Origin of the sequence: Chryseobacterium sp. WG14 (assembly GCF_024586945.1) — a bacterium.
Classification (GTDB): Bacteria; Bacteroidota; Bacteroidia; order Flavobacteriales; family Weeksellaceae; genus Chryseobacterium.
The window spans coordinates 37,529-56,296 of record NZ_JALCZD010000003.1 but is presented as its reverse complement, the minus strand read 5'-3'; the positions used below and the strand labels follow the sequence as shown (position 1 = coordinate 56,296).

The following is an 18,768-nucleotide window of genomic DNA, read 5'->3' as shown; positions in this document are numbered from 1 at the left end:
TAATTAAACAAATTTGTTATGATTTGTGTCATATTTTTCATATAATTCAACAACTTGTGTTATTTAATATTTGATGAGAAGGGCATTTTTATATCTTTGCCGCAAAAAATTAATACCCTGATGCGAAAAATTTTATTGGTGTTCTCCGTTCTGAGTGGAGTTCTTCTATTTTCACAAAAAAAGATATCAGAAAACAATTCCTACTATTTTTACGAAAACAAAGGCCAGATCATAGATCAGGATGGAAAAGAAAATAATGATGTAAAATACCTGTTCCATTCTGATGGACTGAATGTACAGCTTCGTTCCGGTGGTTTTTCTTATGATATTTATGAAACCAAGAAAATAATAAATCCCAACTTTTCAAAAAAGACAGAGAATAAACTTCCAAGTCCCAGCCATTATAATATTGATGAATATATTTATGAGAAGTTGACACACAGAGTAGATATTGAACTTGTCAATTTTAATAAAGGAGCAACTATTATCACAGAAGGAAAATCTCCTGATTACGACAACTATTATAATCTTCCAAATCATCATAAAGGGGTCACAAATGTGTATCGTCATCAAAAGGTCCGTTATAAAAACATATATCCTCATATAGATTTGGTTTTCTTCAAACCTAAAGACAGTTTAAAACCGATTGAATATAATTTCGTTATCAATCCGGGTGGTAAAGTATCAGATATTAAAATGAAATTCCACGGAGCTCCCACTTCAATAAAAGACGGTAAACTTGCCATGAATGTGCGTTTTGGAGAAATTCATGAAAATATTCCTAATAGCTGGATAGAAGGACTCAGAAGAGAAAATATTAATGTTTCATTTAAAGATTTAGGAGATCAGACTTTTGGATTTAATTCGCCTGTAGATTCTTCAAACAGAACTATTATAATTGACCCTGTTCCTACGAGAGTTTGGGGAAGTTATGCAGGTGGAGCAGGTGAAGATTATGGAAGAGCTAAAACTGACAGCCAAAACAATGTTTATGTTCATGGATCAACCAGCAGCAACACTAATTTTGCAACTTCCGGAACTTATCAACAGAATCTAGCAGGTGGTACTGATGCCTATCTTATGAAGCTAACTAAAACCGGGCAAAAACTTTGGGGAACTTACTACGGTTTCGGAATGACTGATTATTTTATGGATGTTGACTTTGATGAAAATTTTAATATTTATGCAGGCGGAAGTGTTCAAAGAGGTTTATATAATGAAAATATTGTTTTAGTAAAATTCAATAATAATGGAAACTTGATTTTTCAAAAAGAATTTGTGTCAAGTAGAGAAGATAAACTTTATACTGTTTCTTATAATCAAAATCATGTATATATTGGGGGGCATGCTTTTAGCTCAGACTTCCCTACTGTAAATGCCATACAGCCAACAAAAGCTACTCCATCAGGTATGTCGGATGGGATTTTAGCATCTTTAAATTCAACAAATGGAAATGTAGATTGGGCAACTTATTTTGGGGGATCAGATTCTTCAACTTCTATTTTTCAAATATTTTCTTCAGTAAATGATCTGGAAATTGTGGGAGCTACACAATCTGTAAACATTCCAATGATTAATCCTTTTCAAGCCGTAAAAGCGGGAGTTACTGATGGGATATATTTAAAACTTTCAAAATCTGGAAATACACTTATAAGGTCCAGTTATTATGGTGAAGTAGGACAAGATGTGATACGACAGGCCAGAATTATTAATAATACACTCATACTTGCCGGAGAATACACCATACCTTCTCCATCAGGCGGTATCATAAACAAACCGGGAGTCTGGAGAGTAAATCTAACAAGTAATATTATAACGAAAAGTTATTTCGATTTCAATCCAGGTGGTCAGTTATTTGCCTATACTGATGTCTCAGGAAATATTTTCTTCATGGGACTTCATTTACAAAATTTTGGACAAGCAGATATTTCAACTCCCGGAGCCTATATGGGAATTCCTGCCATGTATATTGCTACCTTTTTAATTAAATACAATCAAAATGATATAAAAGAATGGGGAACGTATTATACAGGAAATGGGGCTACTCAGCTTGGCGAAATTACAAAGGATAATGAAGGTTCTATTTATCTAACAGGAATGTCTAGTGGAAATACCTCCGGCATTGCAACCCCAGGCACATTTCAGCAATCGCCTGGTGGTGGAAATGACATTTTTATAGCTAAATTTCAAGATTGTACCTCAGCTGCAGTGATCACGTCCAATTCTCCGGTATGTATTAATTCAACACTCCAACTTAATGCAACGGGAGGCACCACATACAGCTGGACAGGGCCAAATGGCTTTTCTTCTACTTTGCAAAACCCTAGTATCAGCAATGCAACGGCAGCCAATTCCGGCACTTATATATGCCAGATTTCCGGATCTGGAGCCTGTGACGGAAGTTTTACCGTAAACGTTGTGGTAGGTGATCATGTCGCTCCGGTTCCGGATATTGCCAATCTAGCAGACGTTACCGGAGATTGCCATACAACAATTACCAACATCCCAACTGCTACGGACAACTGTGCCGGAGTGATTAGTGCAACCACCACAGATCCTTTGTCTTATTCAATCCCAGGAACCTATATTATTCATTGGATATACAATGACGGAAACGGAAATACAGCCACTCAGAATCAAAATGTGCTTATTACGTCTCCCGCTCTTCCCACTGCAATCAACTTAACACCCACCTTCTGTGCTACAAACAATCCAAAAATTTCAGATATCCAGATCACGGGCCAGAATATAAAATGGTATGATACTGCAGGAACTCTATTAGCGGTTACAACTCCTCTTGTCAATAACCAGACTTATTATACCACTCAAACTATTAACGGATGTGAAAGTAGTAAACTTACCATTCAGGTGACAGTCAATACTACTCCTAAACCAGCGGCCAATACTGACCAGGATTTCTGTGCTTCAGCCAATCCTACGATAGCTAACCTGGCAGTAACCGGAACATCTCTGGTATTTTACAATGCTTCAGGAACGGTATTACCTATTACCACTCCTCTTGTACATGGACAAACCTATTATGTAACACAGACATTAAACAGCTGTGAATCTGAAAAACTGGCTATTTCTGTGACACTTTCTATCAACAACATTCCGGCCAAAGATTACTCGCCACTGTTGTGTAATACTACAACGGGAAACACCATGACTGTAGATCTTCATTCTTTTGAAAGTAATATCACTAATAATCCAAGCACCTATATATTTACTTATACAGATATGGCTGGAAATGTTATTACCAATCCTTCAGCTTATGTTGTAAACAACGGATCAACATTAATTCATGTAAAAGTTGCCACAGCTGACGGATGCTTTATAGTGGTAAGGCTCAATATTACAATTAATCCAAAACCTTTCATTAACCTTCCCGATCAGCTGGATTTCTGCGAAGGAAAATCTGTAACTTTAGATGCAGGACCCGGATTGCAATACCTATGGAATACCGGTGCTACCACACAGACCATTACCGTATCAACTCCGGGAACCTATTCTGTAAAAGTAACAAACAGTTTTGGCTGTGAGAATACCGATTCTGTACAGATCACCTATTCTGTGCTGGCTCAGATTGTATCTGTGAATATTGTTAACAATACAGCAACAGTCATTCTTTCTCAAACCGGAAATTATGAATACTCTTTAAACAATACTATATGGCAGGATTCCAATATTTTTACCAATTTAAATATAGGCGAATATACCGTGTATGTAAGAACAAAATCAGGTTGTATTATTGGTCAGAAAAACTTCTCAATATTTAATATTCCTAATGCCATCACGCCCAATGGTGACGGAACCAATGATACATGGAAAATAGCCGGACTAGAAAATTATCCGGGTACAGAAATCAATTTATATGACAGAAAAGGATTGATGATCTTTAAGGAGACCATCAGTAAAAAGCCTTTTCAATGGGATGGAAAATACAATTCCCAACCCATACCCACAGGAACCTATTGGTATACCATAAAAGTTTCCGATGGAAGAACCTACAGCGGATGGCTGCTGGTTAAAAACAGAGAATAACAAAAAAGAGCAGAAAATTCTGCTCTTTTATTTTTTTATAATAATTTAATCTTATCGTCTAAGATATCAATCATCTTATCCTTATAAAGTCCTCCAATTGCTTTCTTAAAGTTTTTCTTGCTCATCTGAAGTTCATCCTTGATCTCTTCAGGAGAAGACTTGTCTGACACATGTAGAAGCCCGTAGTTCTCTTCCAGTCTGTTCAGAATCTTTTGTCTGAATTCATCAATATTTTCAAAACCTTCAGGTTGCAGAGAAACATCAATCTTTCCATCTTCCCGAATCGCCTTAATATAACCTGTTTCTTCAGATAAAGGATAAAGCTTCTTAAAAACATCGGCAGCATAGATCAAACCTATATATTTTTTGTTGATTACCACATTCCAGCCAAGTTCACTTTCATTCATTATAAGCAGCTCTACACTATCCCCTTTCTTGAATGGCAAATCCTGATATTGAGGATTTCTCTTAAATTTCGTAGTTCCTGTAATCAGCTCCATATCTTCATCTACGTAGATATATACCAGATACCTTTTACCTTCTATTATTTTGGTTTTCTGCTGTTTGTACGGGATAAACAAATCTTTGATGATTCCCCAATCCATAAACGCTCCGGTTGGAAGGCTCTGTACGCAACTCATTACGGCAAACTCACCTACTTCAGCTAATGGAATTTCAGTAGTAGCTTTCAATTTATCATCATCCTGATAAACAAAAACCTCTACTTCGTCGTCTATTTCTTTTTCGTCATTTGTGAAAATTTTTGGCAAAAAAGCCTTTTCACCGGATTCATCTGCCAAGATCCATCCTGAGTTATTTTTTTCTGAAATTTTTAAAGTTTGAGTTTTTCCGAGTTGCATTTGAGATAAAATTAGCTGACAAAGGTACGGAAATTTGAATATTTCCCCTATTTAATACTTTTAAGAATTATTTTATCTTTCAGAAGCCTTTAAAACCTGTACATTTGAATAAAAACTCCCAGAAAACATGAAAAAGTATTTCGCTGTGGCATTTCTTATTTCCGTCATCACACCCATGCCCAATTACTGGAAAAAACAGCCATTAATGTAGCTTATCGCTATACCGGGAGAAATGTTTTACAGGCCGGCTTGGAGTTCAGAACAGGGAATACTCACGGGAAATCTATTATTTTAGGGCCATCCTTTCTTTATAGTTCTATCAATCATACAGATAAATTTATACCGGAAGCTCATATTTATCTTTCTGACCAGGGAAAGTTATTTGGAATATCAGGAAATCCATATTCATTGGAGCCAAGAATCGGCATTTCATTATTCAATGCAATCTTTCTCAATACGGGTTACGCCTTTCCAATTCATAAAGAAAAATATTTTAAAGGAATAACCTTTGGGATACAGTTCAATATTGCTCCTAAACATACCCGGTTTTATGATCAAATAAGAATGATGTAATTGGTAAATAGGTTTGGACGAAAGCCCATTTATATTGAATAAAAAGCTGTTGGAGAACATTTTTTTATCCATTATAATGTGGCGCACATATCTTACGGTCCATGAGGCACACAAAAAAAGAAAGAGAAGCGGATGCTTCTCTTTCTTTTTTAATATTTTAAATGATTACATCTTTTAATCAAATATTACATATGGATTGATCTTTTCCCTGTAGCATCCAACGCTGCTTCTTTAATAGCTTCAGCATAAGTTGGGTGAGCGTGAGAACTTCTTGCAATATCTTCAGCACTTGCACGGAATTCCATAGCAATTACTGCTTCAGCAATAAGATCAGCAGCTCTTGCTCCAATGATGTGCATTCCTAAAACCTCATCAGTTTTCTCATCTGCAATAATCTTCACAAGACCATCGGTATCACCACTTGCACGGCTTCTTCCTAATGCTCTCATTGGGAAAGAACCTACTTTATAAGCGACTCCTTCTTCTTTCAGCTGCTCTTCAGTTTTACCCACTCCGGCAACTTCCGGCCAAGTATACACAACACCAGGGATCAGATTATAGTTGATGTGAGGTTTTTGACCTGCTAATATTTCCGCAACAAGAACTCCTTCTTCCTCCGCTTTATGAGCAAGCATTGCTCCTTTGATAACGTCACCGATCGCATAGATGTTGGCAACGTTTGTCTGTAAGTGATCATTTGTTTTTACCCTTCCTCTTTCATCAAGTTCTACTCCAGCTTTTTCAAGACCAAGACCATCTGTATAAGGTTTTCTTCCCACAGAAACTAAACAATAATCTCCTTCTACCACTACTTCTTCTCCTTTTTTATCTTTAGCTGTAACTTTTACAGTGTCTCCGTTTCTTTCCACTGCAGAAACTGCTGTAGAAAGCATAAACTTCATTCCTTGCTTTTTAAGAACTTTCGTCAATTCTTTGCTTAAAGCACCGTCCATTCCAGGGATAATTTTATCCATGAATTCAACAACCGTTACCTGAGCTCCTAATCTTAAGTATACAGAACCTAATTCAAGACCAATAACGCCTCCTCCAATTACGACAAGGTGTTTAGGAATTTCTTTAAGGTTTAATGCTTCAGTAGATGTGATCACTCTTTCTTTGTCAAGAGAGATAAAAGGAAGTGAAGACGGCTTAGAACCCGTTGCAATAATTGTATATTTAGATTCTATCGTTTCAGAAGAACCGTCGTTTTTAGTTATTTTAATCTGAGTAGCAGACTCAAAACTTCCTAATCCTTCAAAAACAGTGATTTTGTTTTTGTCCATCAAAAAGTTGATTCCTTTTGTCGTTTGATCTACCACTTCATTTTTACGCTCAATGATTCTTGCAATATCCGCCTGCGGCTCATTGATGATAATTCCGTGGCTTGCAAAATTGTGTTTTGCATTCTCGAAATGTTCAGAACTGTCAAGAAGTGCTTTTGACGGAATACATCCAACGTTAAGACAAGTTCCGCCTAAAGTTGAATATTTTTCAATAATTGCTGTTTTGAAACCTAACTGCGCTGCACGGATCGCAGCTACATAACCTCCAGGACCAGAACCTATTACGGTAACATCGAATTGACTCATGTTATATTATGAATTTGTTTATTATTATCTATCTTAATTCTCACAAATTTACATATAAATTACCAAGCACCAAAGTGAGTTTTATCAATTTTAAAAATGATAATTATAGGCTTTAGTTTTATGAAAAATGTTATTTTATGAGTTTTATATTTTCCTCACTCCCTTCCTTCAAATAAATTGCGGTAAAGACAAGTGGCTTTTCTGCTGATGCATTATCAAAATGAAGGATTTTTACATTTTTAGGTTCATAAAAAGCATCTCCTTCATGAAGTATCACTTTCTGCTGCCCCTCTATTTGAAAAACAGCCTCTCCTGAATTGATTATTCCTAAAACAGGACAGGGATGCAGATGTTCAGGAGCTCCTTGTCCTGCGGCCATTGTTATTTTCTGAATCTCTGTGGAATTAACTTTCTGATCAATAGCAGTTTTCAGCAATTCTTTTCTGGAAATTGTCTTTTGCTGGGCCATCATGACAACAGAGGTCAGTATCAAAATAACACTTATCAATGGCTTCATAAATTTGATATTTAATTTTACTACTTCAGCATAAAATGTTACAGACTCACATTCAATTTTCCTTGTCCAAATGTACCGGTACTTTCAAAAAAAGAACCGCCATATACATACCAGTCAAGGCTTTCCAAAAATTCCACTGCATTTTCCGGAGTTATTTGAGGACGGTCTTTTTTTGAAACAATTCCTTTATACCATCTTCCGGATTTCGAAAAACTTTCATATTCAACAAAATAATGAATCCATATTCTCTGACATAACTTACATTGTTGAATAGTTACTTCGCCATATCTTCCGTTGGTATGATCTATACCTAATTCCGAACTTCTATATTCTGTATAATTGTAGCCAGGTTTTTCACAGGCACATCCTAATTTTTGGATTTTATTCATGAATGAAAAATATTTTTTCTTATAAAATTTATAGTTCCAAAAGTAAGAAATTAACAATCCATAACGCAAATAATGTCATTAAGGTTTCATCAAATCCAGTAAAACCTTTTCATATTTATCCAGAATAATATTCTTTGAGAATCTTGATTTTATAGAGTTTCTGATGGCATCCCGATTGTAATTGCTTTGCATGATCCTTATAATCTGCTGGGCAAAGTTTTCATAATTTTCTATATTAGAGATTTCTCCATTTACATTATGCTGAATGATTTCGTTGATTCCTCCGGGGCAGTTATTGGCTAAAGAGTAGGTTCCGCAAGCTCCTGCTTCCAATAAAACATTCGGAAAGCCTTCATATCGTGATGAAAGAATAAATAAATCGGCATATTTTAAAAACTGGTAAGGGTTTTCCTGCCTGCCGTGAAAAATTACATTTTTTAATCCTAAAAACTCTTTCATCTGAAGCAAGACTTCTTTATCTTTTCCATCTCCTAAAATATGAAGCAGGATATGTTCATTTTTAAGCCGGGAAAACACTTTCAAAAGGTTGTCAAAACCCTTCCTTGCCGATAAATTACCGATAGCCACTACATTTTTGTAATTGTATTTAAAGCTTTCAGGTTTAAGGGAAACAGCTAATTTATCATCAATAAAATCAAAATCAACAGGATTATTTATTTTAACAATTCTCTTCTTTTTGATATTAAAATTATCAATCAGGTCTTTCATCATATCATCACTTTGTGCAATGATCTTCTGATAGTTATTATAAAAATTATAGAAAAATTTTATTTCTTTTCTTGTCACATGCTGAGTAACTACATTCGTTTCCCTGGCAATGAATTTCGTCCTTGGAAAAAGCTTGATAAATAATGCCAAATAAGCATTCACTTCCCCAAAACCCGAAAACACAATATCAGGCTTCCTCCTGTAAATTTCTCCCAAAATAGGTTTCAGAGAATGTCTGATCCTTTCCGTATTAATGTCGATGATTTCAACATCTTTTTTTAGAAAATTAAGATATCCGCCCTTCTTACGCAACAGCAAAATCTTAGGTTCAAACCGATCTCTGGAGAGATGATTCGCAATAGTGGTAACAATTCTTTCTGCGCCTCCGGTTTCTAAGTCCGGCAGAATAAATATAACAGAAATCTTTTTCATCACTGTAAAATTAGTAAAAAGTTTTGTTAACCTTCAAACCTAGCTCTTCAAATAAAGGAATAATTTCGTCAATATGTTCAACACTTAGAAAAACATACTTGTCCTCATCAAAATTTATCCCTCTTCTTTTAAACAAAGAAAAAGGTTCGTCATTTTTTCCAAATATATTTTCCGGTTCTCCGAAGATAATATTTCCGAAAAATCGGTTATTCAGTTCAATATTTACCTGATCTATTTCTTCCAGTTTTTTGTATTTCCAAATATCTTTACTGGATTTTTCAGCTATAATTATTCTTTGATTGGTTATTAGATAATAATCATTTTTTAAATCAAAATACCTTAAAACCCATCTGAAAAAAGCGAAATATAATCCTGCTCCAAACATTATTATCGCAAAAATGAACAAAAATGAACTCATAGTTGAAAGCAATAAAATGGAAATGGCTAAATAAAAAAATGAAAAAAAAATCCTAATTTTCTCTGTCATATTAAAAAAGAAACTCTTCGTTGGAAGAATTTCTTTTAAAATTATTTCGTTTGCGTTCAAAATCATCATTTTAATTCGCTACATCACTGATAAACTTAATTCTCAGCATTCTCACTTCTTCATCAGAAAGTTCATCTCCAAATTCATCCAACAGCACCTTCATGCTGTCACTTTCAGAATCAGTCATAAAATCCATAAAGCCATCAACGATATCTTCATCAAAATTATCTTCAATATAGTAGTCAATATTCAATTTTGTTCCCTGATACACGATACTTTCCATTTCTTTTAATAATTCGTTCATGGAAAGATTTTTTGCTCTTGCAATGTCTTCAAGGTCAATTTTCTTATCGGTACTCTGGATAATAAAAACTTTATGACTCGATTTATTGGCCACCTGCTTCAGGACCATATCCTGGGTACGCTCAATATTATGGTCTTCTACATATGTTTTTATAAAGTCGGCGAACTCTTTACCATATTTTTTGGCTTTTCCTTCTCCTACCCCATAGATCTTTGCTATTTCTTCTAACGAGATCGGATACTGAACAGTCATATCCTCCAAACTGGGATCCATAAATACGGTATAAGGAGGAATCCCATATTTCTTAGCAACTTTTTTTCTGAGCTCCTTTAATTGGCCAAAAAGGTTTTGATCCAGTCCGCCACCAGCCTGCTGCTGGATCTGATCACTTTCTGCTTTGGTCTGGCTAAGGTCAAATTCTCGGTCTTCAGCAATTAAGAATACATCTTTGGTTTTGCCAGCCACAACATCCCTTCCTTTAGCTCCCAATTTTAAAACCCCATAGGTTTCAATATCTTTCTGTAAAAAATTCTGAACAGTAGCCTGTCTCAGAATGGTCTTCCAATAATTGTCTTTTTCTTCTTTCCCAAAACCAAAATGTGAGCTTTGTTCCAGCTTGTAAGATTTTGTAACGGCAGTTTCTTTTCCTACGATTACGGAAATAAGATCTTTAGCTTTAAATTTTTCACCGGTATCACTGATCAGCGCCAGTACCCTTTCCAGATCATCTGTGGCATCTTTTAATTTTGGAGGATTCGATGAATTGTCACACATCTTCGCTCCGTCTCCGTTTACAGGATCAAAACTTTCTCCAAAATAATAAAGGATATATTGTCTTCTGCTCATAGAAGTTTCGGCATAGCCTACCACTTCATTTAAAAGCTGTAAGCCAATTTCCCTCTCGGAAACCGGTTTTTGTGCCAGAAATTTCTCTAATTTTTCAATATCTTTAGGATCGTAGAATGCCAGGCAATGTCCTTCACCACCGTCTCTTCCCGCTCTTCCGGTTTCCTGGTAATAGCTTTCCAGTGATTTAGGAAAATCATAGTGAATAACGAAACGTACATCCGGCTTATCTATTCCCATTCCAAAAGCAATGGTAGCCACAATAACGTCCACATCTTCCATCAGAAATTTATCCTGATTGGCAACCCTAATTTTCTGGTCAAGACCGGCATGGTAAGGAAGTGCATTGATCCCGTTAACTTGTAAAAGCTGGGCAAATTCTTCCACTTTTCTCCTGCTCAGACAGTATACGATTCCGGATTTTCCTTTGTGCTGATTGATAAATTTTACGATTTCCCTATCTACATTCACTTTTGGACATACCTCATAATATAAATTAGGACGGTTGAAACTTTCCTTAAAGACCAATGCATTGGTCATTCCTAATGTTTTTTGGATATCATCCTGAACTTTAGGAGTGGCAGTAGCTGTCAGTGCAATGACAGATACATCTGCGATCTTATCAATAATCTGTTTAAGATTTCTGTATTCAGGCCGGAAGTCATGCCCCCATTCTGAAATACAGTGCGCTTCGTCAATAGCAAAGAAAGAAATTTTCACTTCTTTCAGAAACTCCAGGTAATCTTCTTTGATCAATGATTCCGGAGCAACATACAAAAGTTTGGTTTTTCCGCTTTTAATATCGTCGAAAACCTGCTTTGTCTGTGTTTTGTTTAATGATGAATTCAATACATGGGCTACTCCATCTTCCGAGGAAAGGCCGTTCACTGCATCTACCTGATTCTTCATTAACGCGATCAGGGGCGAAACGACTATTGCCGTGCCTTCGGAAATAAGTGCCGGAAGCTGATAACATAATGATTTTCCACCACCTGTAGGCATTAAAACAAATATATCCTTCCCTTCCAATAGGTTTTCTATGATTTGCTCCTGCTGACCCTTAAATGTAGAAAACCCAAAATACTTTTTCAATTCGCCTGATAAATTGGCTTTTTTTGCGCTCATCTAATTTTCTATTGCTAAATTTGCATATAACCCAAAGTTATAAAATTTTTGCTTAAAATAAAAGCGAACGAATTTATAAAAATAAAATTTATATTAAATATTCTTTTTAAAATATAACATTTTTTAAGAACTTTTTTGTATACCATATCATCGTAAAATGGATAGAACCAATATTATATCAATCGCTAAAAGTACTTTAGAAATAGAGATTTCGGAACTTGAAAAATTAAAAAACAGAATTGATGACCAATTTGCCGAGGCCGTGGAAATTATTCATGCCGCAAAAGGGAAACTTATTGTAGTGGGAATAGGAAAATCTGCTCATGTGGGGAATAAAATTGTGGCTACCTTAAATTCTACAGGTACACCGTCACAGTTTCTTCATGCATCAGAAGCTATTCATGGGGATTTGGGAGTTATTCAGAAACAGGATGTTGTTTTATGTATTTCCAATTCCGGCAACTCTCCTGAAATTGCCAATCTTGTTCCTTACTTAAAAGACTATTCTTCAGCTTTGATCGGAATGACCGGCAACAAAAAAAGTAAACTTGCTGAGTTTTCTGAAATTGTTCTGGATACCCACGTTGATGTTGAAGCCTGTCCGAATAAGCTGGCTCCTACCAGCTCTACAACCATTCAGATGGCATTGGGAGATGCTCTGGCTGTAGCCTTAATGGAACTGAATGATTTCAAAGCCAATGACTTTGCCAAATTCCATCCGGGAGGCAGCTTAGGAAAAAATCTTACATCGAGAGTGGAGCAGTTTCTTTCTTCACAGAAACCTCAGGTTACAGAAGATGCCACCATAAGAGATGTTATTATTTCGATCAGTGGATCCAGTCATGGCATTACAGTAGTAACCCATGAAGATCAGATTATAGGAGTTGTTACCGATGGAGATTTGAGAAGAATGTTGCTGAAAGGAGAAGATATCAGTAAGGTTCTGGCTAAAGACATTATGTCTGCCCATCCGAAAACTATTGAAAAAGAAGCTCTTGCCAAACAGGCAATGAAGGTATTAAAAGAAAACAACATAGGCCAGCTTATTGTCACTGAAAACGGGAAATATTTCGGAATCATTGACCTTCATAAGCTGCTGGATGAAGGCATCAATTAAGATATTTATATGGAGGACTTTCTGAAAAAACATATTCAGGAGATTATCAATCTGACTGATGATGAGTTTGAAACGGTAGCATCACTTTTCAGAAAACAGAAATTCAGAAAAAGGCAGTTTTTAATACAGGAAAACCAGCTTGTAAAGGAAATATACCTGATTGAAAAAGGATTTCTTAAGAGCAGCTTCATAGACAGCACAGGAAAAGAACATATTCTTCAGTTTGCAGCACCCAATTGGTGGATTTCAGATTTTGCAGCCTTTTTTAAGCAGGGTCTGTCCTCGGTAGCTGTTGACTGCATTGAGAATGCTGAAGTTTACAGTATATCCTATGAAGACTTAGATCTTCTTTGTACAAAAATTCCAAAAACTGAGCATTTCTTCCGGGTAAAGTCCAATTTTGGATATATCGCTTTACAGCAGAGAATTCTTTCATTAATGAGTAAATCTGCCAAAGAGCGTTATGAAGATTTTTTGCAGCAGTATCCAGGCTTTATTGACCATATTCCCAAACAGCTTATTGCAAGCTATCTGGGAGTTTCAAGGGAAACATTAAGCAGACTATATTCTTAAGATGTGACCTGGGTCACATCTTTTTTTTGAGCTATGTCATGAAGATAATGATACTAAATTCTTCATCTTTGTTTTATAATTTAATCTAAAAAAACAATGAGAAAGAAAGTATTAATCGTAGTGACAAGTGTAGAAAAATATCCTGATATGGATAGAGCAACCGGTTTGTGGCTGGGTGAAGCGGTCCATTTTTATGAAAAATTACTTGAAAAAGGATATGACATTGATTTTGTAAGCCCAAGAGGAGGATATACTCCACTGGAACCTATTTCATTACAAATGTTTGTACAGCCATCAGAATGGAAATTGTATGCGGATGAAATTTTCAGAAAAAAACTGGCCGATACTTTAAAACCCGAAGAGATCAATGCGGAAGAGTACAGTGTCATTTACTACACCGGAGGACATGGAGTTGTCTGGGATTTTCCTGATAATGAAATATTGCAGCAAATAGCTCAAAAAATTTATGAAAAGGGAGGTGTTATTTCATCGGTATGCCACGGGGCTGTAGGTCTCTTTAACATTAAACTCTCTAACGGAGAACTTTTAATTAAGGGAAAAACACTAACAGGCTTTTCAAATTCGGAAGAAATAGCCTCTGAGCTGGCAGACCATATGCCTTACCTTACAGAAGATGTTTTAAAAAGCAAAGGGGCTCATTATGTAAAAGCTGACCAGGATTTTGTTTCTTTTGCAGTATCTGACGGAAAACTGGTAACAGGTCAGAATCCTCAATCCGGGGGTGCCGTAGCAGAAAAGGTATTGGAAATACTTGAAAAATAAACAATTTACTAAGAATAAAACATTTAAAACAGACTATAACTCAAACTAAAAATTGGTTGTGTCTGTTTTTTTGTGATAAAACCTGCTTATTCAAGCATTAGTCTTACTCCCCTGCCTAAAACAACATCAAGTCTATAAGCACAATATTGAACAAAATCATGATCAATAAATTCTAAATACTGATTATTATTTCATAATTTCGCAGACTTAAACGGCATATCCGGACAGGTGAGCCGTTTGGATAGATTTTACTATATGGACAATAATAAAGACATGTCCTTTCTGGGGCATATTGGAGAATTAAGAGGACACCTGATCCGTTCAATTATTGCTATCGTAATTGCTGCTTTTGCAGTTGGTTTCAATATCAATTGGATTATGGACCATATCTTTTTTGGGCCAACAAGAAATGACTTTCCTACCTTCAGAGTGGTGAACCACTTTTCAAGAATGCTTTTAGGTGAAGACAGTATTCATCTTCCAAAAGATTTCCCTGTACGTGTACAGAGACTTTACCAACAGTTCAATGTGATGATGGCTGTTTCTGTTTTTGGAGGCATGGTGGCTGCTTTTCCTTATATTGTTTGGGAGCTATGGCGTTTTATAGGTCCTGCTTTACATCCCAGAGAGAGAAAAAATTCCATTTATATCATTAATGCGGTGTGGATTCTCTTTATGACAGGAATTCTATGCGGTTATTTTTTAATTCTTCCTTTTGCTGTCAACTTTGGGGTTATTTTTAAAATTTCGGATATTATTGTTCCACTGTATGACCTTAGTGATTATACTACTCTCTTTTTACAGGTAATTTTGGGAATGGGTATTATTTTTCTTTTCCCTATCCTTATTTACTTCCTTACCAGTATTGGCATTCTGACTCCACAATTTATGAAAACATATCGCCGTCATGCTATTGTTTTAATTATGGTCGTGGCTGCAATCATTACACCTGCAGATGTTTTAAGTATGCTTATGGCTGCTTTCCCACTGCTTATTTTATATGAATTCAGTATCATCATGTGTACTTTCACTTATAAAAAGGTACAGAAAAGCAACGGAAATCTTCCGGCTGTTCAGAAATAATAATCAAATAATAATATACAATATAAGCACTGGTTTAGTAATTAAACCAGTGCTTTTATACTATACCCTTAAGTATGACTTATTATTTTTCTTTAAATAAAGTTATTTATATTAAAAAATCAATCTAATTATCATTTATGTAATTTTAAATTCATTTACAAAAAGAAATAACACGAAATAAACACATAATTCACGAATATTCACAATAAAATATTTAATTTTACAGAAAAGCATAAAATTAATTTATAAAAATGAAAAAGAAAATTATTTTCGTTTTTGCATTAGCTATTGGTTTAACCAGCCTGCAAGCACAGCGCTGGGAGCCGGTATCTGAGAAGATTACTCCGATAAGGAAAGAGGTTAAAATCATTCATGCTTACAAAGTTGATCTTGCATCACTTCGTGAACTTTTGAAAAATGCCCCTGAGGCTGGAAAAGGAGCTAACCCTGTAATTATTTCTCTCCCAACTACCGAGGGGAAAATTGAAAGATTCTCTGTATACAGTTCGCCGGTGGTTGAAAAATCGATGGCTGAAAGATACCAGCTTGGAGCATATTCAGGGGTGGGCATAGACCATCCCAATAAGCAGATCAGATTCAGTACGGCTCCTAATGATTTTCAATCCATGCTTTTTGACACTAAGACAGGGCAATATGAATTTATTGAGCCGGTAACTAAAGAAAAAGATATATACGGAGTCTTTTTCAAATCCGACAAAGCACAAGGAAGCAGTATTTTTGAATGTAAAGTATCCGAGCCTGAAAGCTCAAAAAAGGAAATGAAAAAACTTTTACAGTCAAAAAAAGGATTAAACGGAACAGAAATTAATAAGAATAACGATCAGAAATATCGCACTTATAGAATTGCTGTTTCCGTGAATGGTGAATACACCCAGCTGGCAGGAGGAGTTCCTGGTGCAGCAGCCCGCATCAACGCTACCATCAACAGGGTAAATGGCGTATATGAAAAAGACCTGGGGATTCATTTGATTGTACAGGATCTTCCGCAACTGATTTTTATAGATCCGACTACAGATCCTTATTCAGATGTAGCAAGTATGGATAACTGGAATCTGGAAGCCCAGCGAACGTTTACCAATACCGCAGGTGTAGGTAATAATGCATATGATGTGGGGCATTTTTTCGGACACAGAGGTGGTGGTGGATCTGCAGGGGATATAGGAAATGTATGTAGAAACCCCAGTAATAACAATGATGATAGTTCAAAAGGGGCGGGAATTACTTCTCCCGCAGTAGATGATCAACCATTTGGGGACACTTTCGATATCGACTATGTAGCTCATGAGCTAGGGCACCAGTTTGGGGGACGTCATACGATGTCTGTAGTTCATGGCCAGACAGATATTCCAATAGAACCAGGATCAGGATCTACCATTATGGGATATGCCGGAATTACTCAGGCTAATGTGCAAATGCATTCTGATGCCTATTTCCATACCATCAATATTGAGCAGATACAGGCTTATGTAAACAGTAAAAATTGTGACATCGCTATTCCAGTGGCTAATACACCACCGGTAATACAGCCATCTCCTGATAAAGCTATCCCTAAGGGTACTGCTTTTGTGTTGACAGCAAGTGCCGCAGATGCCCAAAACGATCCTATGACCTATACATGGGAACAATATGATATTTCAGCTACTAAGTTTAATAATCTGGATGCCACCCGGACCAGCGGAGCTAACTTCCGATCACTGCCGCCTATAGCATCCCCAACACGTTATTTTCCTAAGCTCGAAACAGTTCTTAACGGAACACTTACGACTGTACAGGACTGGGAACTTCTACCCAATGTTCCCAGACAGCTAAAATTCAAGGTTACGGTAAGAGACAATAATCCTGATATTACCCAACAGCAGACCCAAAGCAGTCTGGTGAAATTAAATGTAGGAAACGAGGGGCCATTTAAAGTAACTTCCGCTACAGTTTATAATAATCTGCCGGGTGCTATTACCTGGGACGTGGTCAATACCAACAATGCTCCATACAGTGTACAAAATGTTAAAATAGACTATACAACAGACAATGGAAGTACATGGACCGTTATCAGCCCATCTACTCCCAATGATGGGGCTGAACCTTTTTCATTCTCTTCACTGGCTGCCGGATCCACTGTAAAAATCAGGGTAAGCGCCATTGACAATGTTTTCTATGCTATTGGCAGTGCTACCGTTTCTGCATCCGCAGAAAACTGCTCTTCAGCGGCCCCCACAGGAATTGCGGTCTCGGGAATTACCAAAACTTCCGCCAGTATAAACTGGACTGCATTGCAGGGCGCAACGTATTCTTTAATGTATAGAAAAACAGGAACTGCCACATGGACTACCGTTCCTGTACCAACAAATTCTTATAATCTCTCCGGATTAAACGAGGGTACTCAGTATGAAATTCAAGTGGCGAATGTCTGTGGATCTACCACTGGAAGCTATTCCGCATCTACTAATTTCACTACCCTTCCGTTTATCATGTGTTCTGCGACCGGAACAGATTCTTCAGATGAATTTATTTCTAACGTTACGGTAACACCTACAGGAATGAGCCCTATTTCCAATACCAGCACTGCTTCACCTTATACCAACTATACTACGGATCCTACAAAACTGATCACCCTTATTAAAGGATCTTCCGGTAATACGATCAGTGTACAAAAACAATGGTCAGGTAGTCAGTATAACGAAGGAGTAAGCGCATGGATCGACTTTAACAGGGATGGAATTTTTTCTGATTCTGAAATCATTTTCACAAGTGCTCCTAATAAAATCACTCCGGTTTCAGGAAACTTCTCAGTACCTGTAGATGCACATGTCGGAAGCAATATAATAATGAGGGTTGTGCTTGCCTACAATACACAACCTGCCAACGGATGCAACAGCCAACAATATGGTGAAATTGAGGATTATCCAGTACAAATTCAAGCAGAAAATCTTGCTACTAAAGACATCACAAAAGATAACAGCTCAATACAGATTTATCCTAATCCAGCCAGCGATGTATTAAATGTGACTAAAGTTTCGGCTAAAGCCCAATATATCATCACCAATATGGCCGGACAAACTGTAATGAACGGACAGATTACAGATCACAAAATTTCGGTATCAAAACTGATCACCGGAGCTTATGTGATTTCAATTGAGGATCAGGGAGCCACTTCAAACCTGAAATTCATAAAAAAATAAAAATAAGCATTCTTCAAACCTGGCCCGGCAATCAATAAGCCGGGCTTTTTTATGTCTGAAGGATTGATCTTCCTGTAATATTGTACATTTTTACCTTTTCACAATTTTGCTGTTAATTAA

The 18,768-nt window shown here is 36.4% G+C and carries 14 protein-coding genes; 7 read left to right on the top strand and 7 right to left on the bottom strand.

Annotation, left to right across the window (positions count from 1 at the left end):
- Positions 1-120: 120 nt before the first annotated feature.
- Complete coding sequence (locus tag MP478_RS06270; RefSeq protein WP_257199943.1) at positions 121-4,044, top strand: T9SS type B sorting domain-containing protein; 3,924 nt, start codon at positions 121-123, stop codon at positions 4,042-4,044.
- Positions 4,045-4,079: 35 nt separating this feature from the next.
- Here MP478_RS06270 and MP478_RS06265 read toward each other — a convergent pair whose 3' ends face one another.
- Positions 4,080-4,904 carry a S1 RNA-binding domain-containing protein gene (locus MP478_RS06265; protein WP_230035134.1) on the bottom strand — a complete coding sequence of 275 codons (825 nt, stop codon included), beginning with the start codon at positions 4,902-4,904 and terminating at the stop codon, positions 4,080-4,082.
- 249 nt (positions 4,905-5,153) lie between these two features.
- On the opposite strand from MP478_RS06265, the gene MP478_RS06260 reads away from it, so the two are divergent.
- Positions 5,154-5,477: a hypothetical protein gene (locus MP478_RS06260; protein ID WP_230035132.1), complete on the top strand. Its 324-nt coding sequence runs from the start codon at positions 5,154-5,156 to the stop codon at positions 5,475-5,477.
- Between the two features lie 185 nt (positions 5,478-5,662).
- Here the strand turns inward: MP478_RS06260 and lpdA are convergent, their stop codons facing one another.
- From lpdA to recQ, 6 genes are all read right to left on the bottom strand, one after another.
- Entirely contained in the window at positions 5,663-7,066 is a 1,404-nt protein-coding gene (gene lpdA, locus MP478_RS06255; protein WP_257199942.1) for a dihydrolipoyl dehydrogenase, read from the bottom strand.
- Between the two features lie 130 nt (positions 7,067-7,196).
- Positions 7,197-7,583: a cupin domain-containing protein gene (locus tag MP478_RS06250; protein WP_257199941.1), complete on the bottom strand. Its 387-nt coding sequence runs from the start codon at positions 7,581-7,583 to the stop codon at positions 7,197-7,199.
- A 38-nt stretch (positions 7,584-7,621) separates the two neighbouring features.
- Positions 7,622-7,972 carry a hypothetical protein gene (locus tag MP478_RS06245; RefSeq protein WP_230035126.1) on the bottom strand — a complete coding sequence of 117 codons (351 nt, stop codon included), beginning with the start codon at positions 7,970-7,972 and terminating at the stop codon, positions 7,622-7,624.
- A 78-nt stretch (positions 7,973-8,050) separates the two neighbouring features.
- Positions 8,051-9,133 (bottom strand): glycosyltransferase, encoded by a 1,083-nt coding sequence (locus MP478_RS06240; RefSeq protein ID WP_230035125.1) that lies wholly within the window; start codon positions 9,131-9,133, stop codon positions 8,051-8,053.
- A 10-nt stretch (positions 9,134-9,143) separates the two neighbouring features.
- Positions 9,144-9,680, bottom strand: coding sequence for a hypothetical protein (locus MP478_RS06235; RefSeq protein WP_257199940.1), 537 nt, complete (start codon positions 9,678-9,680; stop codon positions 9,144-9,146).
- A 10-nt stretch (positions 9,681-9,690) separates the two neighbouring features.
- A complete protein-coding gene (gene recQ, locus MP478_RS06230; RefSeq protein WP_257189014.1) occupies positions 9,691-11,895 on the bottom strand; it encodes a DNA helicase RecQ in 2,205 nt (734 codons plus the stop codon).
- Positions 11,896-12,052: 157 nt separating this feature from the next.
- Between recQ and MP478_RS06225 the strand changes: the two genes are divergently transcribed.
- From MP478_RS06225 to MP478_RS06205, 5 genes are all read left to right on the top strand, one after another.
- Entirely contained in the window at positions 12,053-13,012 is a 960-nt protein-coding gene (locus MP478_RS06225) for an SIS domain-containing protein (RefSeq protein WP_230035119.1), read from the top strand.
- Between the two features lie 9 nt (positions 13,013-13,021).
- On the top strand, positions 13,022-13,585 hold the full coding sequence (locus tag MP478_RS06220; protein WP_230035117.1) for a Crp/Fnr family transcriptional regulator: 564 nt from the start codon (positions 13,022-13,024) through the stop codon (positions 13,583-13,585).
- A gap of 96 nt (positions 13,586-13,681) precedes the next feature.
- On the top strand, positions 13,682-14,368 hold the full coding sequence (locus MP478_RS06215; RefSeq protein ID WP_257189017.1) for a type 1 glutamine amidotransferase domain-containing protein: 687 nt from the start codon (positions 13,682-13,684) through the stop codon (positions 14,366-14,368).
- Positions 14,369-14,623: 255 nt separating this feature from the next.
- The gene (gene tatC / locus MP478_RS06210) at positions 14,624-15,451 is read left to right on the top strand and encodes a twin-arginine translocase subunit TatC (protein WP_230035111.1); all 828 of its coding nucleotides are present in this window, start codon (positions 14,624-14,626) and stop codon (positions 15,449-15,451) included.
- 251 nt (positions 15,452-15,702) lie between these two features.
- A complete protein-coding gene (locus tag MP478_RS06205) occupies positions 15,703-18,648 on the top strand; it encodes a reprolysin-like metallopeptidase (RefSeq protein WP_257199939.1) in 2,946 nt (981 codons plus the stop codon).
- Positions 18,649-18,768 lie beyond the last annotated feature (120 nt).

Bases quoted from the DNA above. Each gene is read 5' to 3' on its own strand.
- MP478_RS06270 (WP_257199943.1), top strand. From the start codon at position 121: ATGCGAAAAATTTTATTGGTGTTCTCCGTTCTGAGTGGAGTTCTTCTA.
- MP478_RS06265 (WP_230035134.1), bottom strand. From the start codon at position 4,904: ATGCAACTCGGAAAAACTCAAACTTTAAAAATTTCAGAAAAAAATAAC.
- lpdA (WP_257199942.1), bottom strand. From the start codon at position 7,066: ATGAGTCAATTCGATGTTACCGTAATAGGTTCTGGTCCTGGAGGTTAT.
- MP478_RS06250 (WP_257199941.1), bottom strand. From the start codon at position 7,583: ATGAAGCCATTGATAAGTGTTATTTTGATACTGACCTCTGTTGTCATG.
- MP478_RS06245 (WP_230035126.1), bottom strand. From the start codon at position 7,972: ATGAATAAAATCCAAAAATTAGGATGTGCCTGTGAAAAACCTGGCTAC.
- MP478_RS06240 (WP_230035125.1), bottom strand. From the start codon at position 9,133: ATGAAAAAGATTTCTGTTATATTTATTCTGCCGGACTTAGAAACCGGA.
- recQ (WP_257189014.1), bottom strand. From the start codon at position 11,895: ATGAGCGCAAAAAAAGCCAATTTATCAGGCGAATTGAAAAAGTATTTT.
- MP478_RS06225 (WP_230035119.1), top strand. From the start codon at position 12,053: ATGGATAGAACCAATATTATATCAATCGCTAAAAGTACTTTAGAAATA.
- MP478_RS06220 (WP_230035117.1), top strand. From the start codon at position 13,022: ATGGAGGACTTTCTGAAAAAACATATTCAGGAGATTATCAATCTGACT.
- MP478_RS06215 (WP_257189017.1), top strand. From the start codon at position 13,682: ATGAGAAAGAAAGTATTAATCGTAGTGACAAGTGTAGAAAAATATCCT.
- tatC (WP_230035111.1), top strand. From the start codon at position 14,624: ATGGACAATAATAAAGACATGTCCTTTCTGGGGCATATTGGAGAATTA.
- MP478_RS06205 (WP_257199939.1), top strand. From the start codon at position 15,703: ATGAAAAAGAAAATTATTTTCGTTTTTGCATTAGCTATTGGTTTAACC.